The following is an 8,834-nucleotide window of genomic DNA, read 5'->3' on the forward strand; positions in this document are numbered from 1 at the left end:
GTGGTTTCGGTGATGTCATCGCCGGATGCAGTAGTATAGCTGTAAGCTAAGGTCACGATACTACCGACTGGCGCCGGATCGCTCAGCGTCACGGTGTAGTCCGTGGTGGTATCACCTTCCACGACATTCGCTGGACCAGTCATGGTTACCGTAACGGTATCTTCTGGACCAGGGTCAGTTTCATCGCTGATGGTGGTGTCGACGAACGCATTGTCTAAATTCAGTGCTTCGAAGATTGGGTTGCTGTCGCTATCCACAATACCCGATACACTGACACGGAACACTTCATCGCCTTCTGCATAAACGTCGTCCACCGTATCGATGGTAAACGTGGCAGTTATGCCGTCGGCACCAATAATGGCTTGAGTGGTTTCGGTGATGTCATCACCTGACGCAGTGGTGTAGCTGTAAGCGAGCGTGACGATACTGCCGACGGGCGCTGGATCGCTCAGTGTCACGGTGTACTCTGTGGTGGTGTCACCTTCCACGACATTCGTTGGACCGGTCATGGTGACGGTGACCGTATCTTCCGGGCCAGGATCCGTCTCATCACTGATGGTGGTATCAACAAAGGCATTTGATACATCTAATGCCTCAAAAATCGGATTGCTATCACCATCTACAATACCCGATACGCTGACGCGGAACACTTCATCGCCTTCGGCGTAAACGTCATCCACGGTATCGATGGTAAACGTAGCGGTTACGCCATCCGCCCCAATAATCGCTTGGGTGGTTTCGGTGATGTCATCACCGGATGCAGTGGTGTAGCTATAAGCTAAAGTCACGATGCTACCGACTGGAGCCGGATCGCTCAGTGTCACGGTGTATTCGGAAGTAGTTTCACCTTCCGAAACACTATTCGGGCCGATCATGGTCACGGTAACCGTATCTTCTGGCCCTTGTTCTGCCTCATCTGTAATCGTTGCAACACCCGTAACTGGAGTAGGCTGATCTGGCGTTGAACCGGACAAACTGAATGTTTCCGAACCTTCCGCTAAGTTATCATCAATGGTATCCAAGCTAACCGTAAAAGACTCTTCTCCGATCGGAAGAGAAACAGTGAACGAACCATCATCATTCACCTGAATTTCTTGGGTGGTTCCGTCGGATAATGTAATTAAAACCGTTGTATTTACATAATCTGCACCGACATCACTCGCCGCCCCTCCCACAGCAGAACCATCATTAAGGGTAAACTCGATGGTCGTTTCTTCTTCCGCTGGTTGATTAAGGGTAACGTCGAAAGAGACTTGTTGCCCTTCATCTACTGTAGGGCTAGAAATATCTTGCACCGTAATTGTTACTGGAATCGGAATTCCTGTCGGAGCTGGTGCCTGAGTTGGTGGGATAATGTCCAATAACGTTAGAATCTGAGTGGTTGAAAATCCCGCGCCTTCAGTGCCAACTGTCTCAAAGTTGGTACTAGCGAGCAATTCTGTCCCTGTTCGTGCAACACTCCCTGTTGTCTGAGGACTAGACCCATTTGCTTCGCCCGCTGCGGTTTCAAACTCTTGACCTAGTTGGGTCGGGTCTTGCCCCGCTGCAATAGCTTCTATCAACGCAGTAATATCACCAGTTACATTGATGGAACTGCCTTGCGGTGTCACTTGCTCAATGACCAGTTCTGAAGTGTCTGAAACTTCGTTAATGATTAGTTCCCCTGGTTTAGGCAACTGTCCTTGTTCGAGGGTTCTAATTTCCCCATCGAGACCGATAACTACAATATTACTCATCAATGAGCCAAAAGTTACTCGTTCCATATCTACCTCGCCCCACTTTGAACTAAGTCAAAAGTTTGTCACCCCAATATTTACGTCTATAGTTTAGTCAAAATCTTCATATTTTCGTTGTATGTGCAAGGGGCGATGTGCTGATTAACTCAAGGGGCGGGGTTACAGGTGCAGCAGGGAATTGCACAGGTCGTGGAACGCTATGATATTAAGAAATCAAGCTTTTCTCTTGCTTAAACACAAACGGTTGCCAAGCAACATTTTGCACATGTGCTAAGGTTTAATCAGGCGAACTTCTGGATATTCGAAACAAAAGCCTAGGTTTAACAGTAGGTTGATAATTTACTTACTCAAACACTGTTATTTGTGATGTTTTATCTCAAATGTGAGATGAAACAGCAAAAAGCAACACGATTTTTTAGGAGAAACACCGTGAAATGGAACCGACTAAGTATTGCTTGCTGCTGTAGCTTAATAGTGTCTATACCCGTTTTCGGTCAAACTTTAGAGCAAGCCGTGGCATTAACGTTAAAAAATAACCCAGATATCAAAAGCGCATTTAATGAATTTGAGAGCCGAAGGTACATCAATGAGGCGTCAACAGGCGCCTATTTGCCTTCTCTCGATCTTGATGCGGGCATTGGTTACGAAGGCCTCGACCCATCTGATGAAGTCGGACGAGGCAACACTGACTATACGAGAAAAGAAGCGTCTATCACCCTAACCCAATTAATTTGGGATGGCAGCGCGACATTAAACGATATTGACCGTACCGCTGCGGATGCAGAATCGGTGCGATTCCAACTGTTAGCTGATGCTTCAGACAAGGCATTAGAAGTCACTAAAGTCTATTTAGATGCGGTGAAGGCTTATGAAGTCTTAAAGCTGTCTGAGAACAATCTTGCCGTTCACAAAGACATCTATACGGACATCAAAAAACGCGTCACTTCCGGCATCGGCTCGACTGCGGACTTAACACAGGTTGAAGCGCGTTTAGCGAAAGCGCATGGTAATCTGGCAGCTGCACAAAACAACCTTTACGACTCCCACACAATGTTTACCCGCTTGGTGGGGCAAACGCCACAAGGGTTAATTTTTCCAAGAGCTGATCAGAACTTTATCCCCTACACCGTCGATGAAGCGGTTGGCTTGGCATTTGAATTACACCCAGTGATTCAAATCGCATTAGCGGATGTGGATTCTGCCAAGTTCCAATACAAACAATCGAAAGGCGTTAACTACCCGACGATCTCGATTGAAGCTTCTCAAACTTGGAAAGACGATGCGGATGGCTTAAAAGGTCGAAGCGATGAAACTCTCGCCATGTTGCGTTTACGCTATAACTTGTTCAACGGCGGTAGCGATGCGGCAAATTCAGAAAACTTCGCATACCAACTCAACAAAGCGAAAGACTTACGTGAAGGCGCGTACCGTAATGTTGAGGAAGGGCTTCGCTTATCTTGGAGTGCTCTGGACTTAACGCTGCAACAAAAAGAATTTTTAGCAGACCACGTTGATTCGGCAGCTGAGACGGTCATCGCGTATGAAAAGCAATATCGAATCGGTAAACGAACCTTACTAGACGTTCTGAACACTGAAAACGAGTTGTTTGAAGCGCGTAAAGATTACCTTGATTCAAAATATGCAGAGCAATATGCCAAATATCGTGTGATGAACGCAACTGGCCAATTGTTGAGTGCGTTAAGAGTCGAAATGCCGAAAGAATGGCTAGAAAAAGTGGAGTATTAATTATGAAAAACATAACTATTATTGCACTGTCATTAGTTGTTGCTGCATGTAGCTCTTCGAGTGATCGAGGCGACGAATACGATTACATCGACACTCCTATTGCAGATCAATGGGCCGACCACCAAGATGACGACAGCGACGGTGTCATTAACCAGCGCGATTTATGTCCAGGCACACCATTAGGTGCAGAAATTGATAATGATGGCTGCGGATCTTACGCAAACTCATCACAACAAATGCAAATTCGAGTGTTATTTGCGAATGATTCAGACGAAATCAACCCGGTTTTCGCGAAGCAGATTCGAGAACTCTCAGATTTCTTGAAAGAATACCCAAGCACATCCATTGAGTTGCAAGGTTACGCGAGCCGCACAGGTGGGTCTGAGCACAATTTAGATCTCTCCAAACGCCGAGCAGAGAACGTAAGAAAGGCGCTGCTTCAAAACGGTATTACTCCTGATCGAGTTACTATTGTTGGCTACGGCGATACGGTTTTAGCAACAACCGGAACAGACGAAGTAAGCCATGCTTTGAACCGACGTGTGACCGCAACTGTAGTAGGACATAAAGGTGAAGTGAAAAAAGAATGGACCATTTTCACCACACTTCCAAAAAGCTAACTATTCAAGAACATCAAAAAAGGTCTAGCAATTGCTAGACCTTTTTATTAGAGGCTGATTTGTCACTACATGTCTTTGTATTGAGAATCGAGACTTGCAATCAAATGCTGTGTGATATCATCCACGCTTGCGCTATTGAAGTGGATATCTAATGTTGAGCTACCTTTAGTAATACTCAAATTCGTATCTGCGCTGCCATCTTGACTTACTTCAACATGATAGCCGCCAGCGTCTCCTGTATGACTACCTGATTGTAAATCACTTAACAGATCGCCTACTTCATCTTTCGATAAATCATCAAACAGATCGGAGAAGTCTAGAGAGTCTTCACTGCTAGAAAAATCTGTTACAGTGTCGCGTTCGTTGGCCACATCGATCCATTTGAAGATGTCCTCACCATCACCGCCAGTCAGAATGTCGCTGCCTAAACCACCAATCAAAATGTCATTATCTGCGCCACCGAACAGCTTGTCGTTTCCACCTTGCCCAAACAAGATGTCATTTCCTGCACCACCATAAATGGTGTCCGCTTGGTCATAATAACGAGATTGCTCAAACTCAGCTTGGTTTTCAGTAATGTAGTGATGAACTTCCTCCTTCGTTACCAGAGCAACATCTTTCCCCAGTTGAGAAGCTACATAGTTTTGTAGCGCAGAAACACCTTGCTCTCCATTGATATCAAAACGAATCGCATCACCAAAAATGATGTCGTTTCCATCAAGGCTACTAATCTCATCCTTGCCTTGCATTAATGACACTTCTTTGCCAAGAATCACTTCTGCAAGTTGATTAACATCGATGTTAGTTCTTACAACACCATCAGAGTCAAAGTGTTTCAACGAATCTTCATCTAAGTCATGACCAAGACCGATCGATCGAACCTCACTAAGTTCTTCCAATGCCTGATATGCGTTATTTGCTTGATGAAGTACATACGTTTCATAATCGTAATAACTATGATTACTTGTCATCTTCCCTAACAACTCACCTGTCGAAAGCGAATAAACGAGTGAGTTACTATCTATCACCGTCTTATTGTCGTAAGTTACAACATCACCAGTTTTGTAATCCGCTGGCAACACATCAGCTAACGTTACCAGTTTGTTGTTTTCCACTCCAAGAACAATGCTATCCATTTGGTTTATGTTATTTGCATCATTCACAGTAGCTTGGTTTGGACGGCCATCAGAAATGAAATAGCTTAAATTCGTTGCGCCACTATCAGCACTATCAAACCAATTCAATGCTGATTGGAAGCCTGCTTCATAGTTTGTGTTACCGTCGCCGCGCTTCACAATTGCGTCCAATATTGATTCTACTTGAGACTTAGCGTTGTCAGAGCTCAAATCCAACTCGAGCACCTGTTTGCTCTCAGTGGAAAAAGTGGTTAATAAAACGTTCACTTTGCCCGAATGAGGTCCACTCGCACTTTCGATCAGAGTATTCAGCACTGTTTTTAGTTCAGTTACCGCACGGCCAACGTCGTAACCCATACTGCCAGACGTATCGAGCATAAAGGCAATGTTGTAATCCTGACCTTCGACAATTTGTAACCCTTGAACATCACCAACGATCACGTCGTTATCATCGGACCCAACTATGTTGTTATCACCATGCGTACCAGAAACAAACTCATAATCACGGACTGAAACAGAAGCCGTGTCCGCTCCCATTTGAGTATTGTTATTAACTTCAACACTTCCTGCCGTCGCTGTTACATCAAAATCTAACGAGCCATTGTAATCTGCTGGTACAGTAATCGTACCGCTTAGTTGATGACTGGTTTGATTTGGTTCACTTGAAAGGTCAACCGTGTAAGAACCATCGCTGTTTTCAGTAACCGTTTTGCCATTCACCTCTAATGTTAGCCCTGAAGGGATTCCCGTTAAGGTGACGCTATCGTTAATGAATGACTCACTGCCATCCACATCGATAAGATCAAGGTTCAGCTCAAAAGAGACTTGCTGCTCTGTAAGTACAACATACTCTCCTGTGTTGTTATCTAGCTTGATAATGGCATCTTGGAAGATAAGTTGTTCAATTTCATAAAGGTGGTCACCCGACTCTTTATGAGTGCTCGAAACAACATCTTTTGTATCAATAAATCGACTATCTTCGACAATCCAATACGGGACTTCTGAGTGGTCAGATGCTGGGTAATAGCTGAAGTCGTAATCAGACAACTTACCAGAGTAAACAACTGTGTCAGTCTCAGCTTGATCGTCTAATGAACCAATACCGCCATAGATAGAATCATTACCTCCTCCAGTCACAAAGATATCACTGCCTTGAGCATCAACGTTGGCACCTGCTTGTTGATCACCTACAAAACTCAGTGGTGATTCAGTGTCTCCGCTTAGCATTAAGTCGTTACCAGCATGACCATTATTAAACGCTTGTGTCACCACATGTTCAAAATCGAGCCCTGGTAAATTGCTTGCCTCAAGCAGATCTTTAAGTTCTTCGTCTGTAGACCAGCTTCCGCCTAATGTCACAGGTACAGACGTTACTGGACCGAAAGTAAGGTCAATCTTAATTGGGTCCGCGACAGGCTCTATGTCGATACTCAACGTACCTGAAGCAGAAGAATTGCCATCACTAACAGTGAAATGAATCTGCTCGTAAGTATCCAAGCCGTTCCCAACACCATCTTTATCGAAAACATTTGCACCAGATTCATGTTCAGCCGGAACATAGCGAACAAGACCATTTTCGATATCAGAAGCGAGTACACTGCCAGAAACCGCTTCCCAACCATCAAAGCCCTTCACTTGTAGTGAGCCATTTAGAGCAGAAGTGTCAAACTCAACACTTACCCCACTATCAACGACGCCTAAATGTTCTAGTGTGATAACAATCGCTTCGTCTTCTAATCCGGAAATTTCGTTGCTTTGAACCGTTGGAGGAACATCATTATCATCAATATAGCCAACGCCAGATACATCTCCGACTTTAATCACAAGGCTTTCTGTTGATTCAACCAACTGATCATCAATGCTTGGAATGGTAATATCAAAGCCATTCACACCGGCTGGAACAATAAGGTATCCGCCCAAATACTTCACGCCATTAGTAAAAGTTGCGTTCGACAAATCAATGTCTTGAGAGCTCGTACTAGACCCCTCTGCAGAGAAATCCACTTGATACTTAACGGTCTGATCTGTTGCATTATTTAGAGAAACAGAAAACGTGACATCGTCACCTTCAACAACCGTAACACCTGTAATGCTCTGCACAGCAGGTCCATTTTCCGCAACATTACCATCTAGCATTTCGTTAACGATATTGACTGTAGATGGATCGCTAACGCCACTTTCAGAGTCGACTGCCACATATCCAAAGCTGTCTTCGGCAGGAACACCTTCTACATAACGTAACTCCCAGTTACCTTCATTTTTCGTAGAAAAATCTAACTGAGTAATGACCGAACCTTCAGGAAGAGCTAGATCTTTCCCATAACCAACGCTTGTTTCTTGGAATAGCATGAAGTTGCCTTCAGGCTTCAAAAACTCGAACGTTTGAGTCTGTTGGACATTATTTGAATCTAAGTATGTAACCGTAATAAGCGCTGCGTTGTCATCACCGTAATCAAACAATCCACCTAATCCATCTAGACCAAGGTTTACGGAGCCAACAGGATTATTAGACAAATCAATCGTAATCGTTTCACCCTTCTCAATACCCTGCCCGTCATTGTCAGCGATACCATTGCCGATGTGTGACACCTGACGGTTGTATTGCGCAAGTTCACCGCTATCAGAAGAAATAGTGATAGAGGCTCCATTTGCTAAATGCTCAGTACGGGAATGTGATGGTCCACCATCCTCACTTAATCCCCAGTTATTGAAATCTGATGTAGATTCTGAGCCATTAGGCGTATTTGGACGATCTTTGATACCTAATAAGAAGCCAACATTGTCAGCTTCATAGTAAAGACTGTCTTTGTCATAAAGCGTATCGCTTACTTCTTTAATTTCGTGCAACTCACCGTCACTATCTTTAAAGAACAACGTACCTGATGTTGGCAGTTCAGTAATCCGGACATGTAGATCATTGCCTTTTAAGTCGTCTTCAACATCCGCGATATGATCCTTAGAGTCACCGCTACCCAGAGGTTTCGTATCGGCATCAAACACAACGTGCGTAAACTGATCATCGGCGACATGCGTAAAGTTTTCACTTTCAGGCTTGTCGTTTACTGGTGTCACATTGACCGTGACGGTGGTGGATTCAGACACACCACCAGAGGTGACGATGTAGGTGAAAGTATCTTTACCGACGTAGTTATCATTTGGTGTGTAGGTCACCGTGCCGTCGTTGTTTACGATGACGGTACCATTTTTAGGACCATTCTCAGCGTCCAAAGACACCACTTTATCAGCGCCTTCAAACGTGTCGTTACCTAAGACGTTAATTATGGTTGGTGTGTCTTCGACTACATTTGTGCTGTCAGCCTTGATGTCGACTACTGGTGCAACCGTAAAGTCCACCGTTTGGCTAATGCTTTCACCACTTGGGTCGGTAGCAGTAAACGTTAAGGTTTCTGAGCCGTTCCAGTCTGCTGTTGGTGAAATGGTCGCGATGCCATTTTCAATCGAAACCAACACGTTGCTATTGCCAGACACTGAGAAGTTTAGCGCGGAGTCGCTATCTTTAAATGCGTCGTTTAAATCAATCGTGTAGGTCGCAAAGTCTTCCGATAACTCTTGATCTGCAATGGCATTTTCAACAG

Annotated in this window: 3 protein-coding genes and 1 pseudogene; 2 read left to right on the forward strand and 2 right to left on the reverse strand. The window is 44.5% G+C overall.

Annotated features, from left to right (window positions below; genetic code table 11):
- Nucleotides 1-1,763: pseudogene (locus BIW15_RS01165) on the reverse strand (Calx-beta domain-containing protein); the annotation flags it as partial.
- A 402-nt stretch (nt 1,764-2,165) separates the two neighbouring features.
- Between BIW15_RS01165 and BIW15_RS01170 the strand changes: the two are divergent.
- Entirely contained in the window at nt 2,166-3,482 is a 1,317-nt protein-coding gene (locus tag BIW15_RS01170) for a TolC family outer membrane protein (RefSeq protein WP_024103885.1), read from the forward strand.
- Between the two features lie 2 nt (nt 3,483-3,484).
- Entirely contained in the window at nt 3,485-4,102 is a 618-nt protein-coding gene (locus BIW15_RS01175; protein WP_005477806.1) for an OmpA family protein, read from the forward strand.
- Between the two features lie 65 nt (nt 4,103-4,167).
- Here BIW15_RS01175 and BIW15_RS01180 read toward each other — a convergent pair.
- A partial coding sequence (locus tag BIW15_RS01180; protein ID WP_143694952.1) for an Ig-like domain-containing protein occupies nt 4,168-8,834 on the reverse strand: 4,667 nt, incomplete at its 5' end.

Source organism: Vibrio sp. SALL6 (genome assembly GCF_002002385.1).
Classification (GTDB): Bacteria; Pseudomonadota; Gammaproteobacteria; order Enterobacterales; family Vibrionaceae; genus Vibrio; species Vibrio parahaemolyticus.

What these genes read in the sequence shown, in the direction of transcription:
- BIW15_RS01175 (WP_005477806.1), top strand. Translation starts at nt 3,485, where the DNA reads ATGAAAAACATAACTATTATTGCACTGTCATTAGTTGTTGCTGCATGT.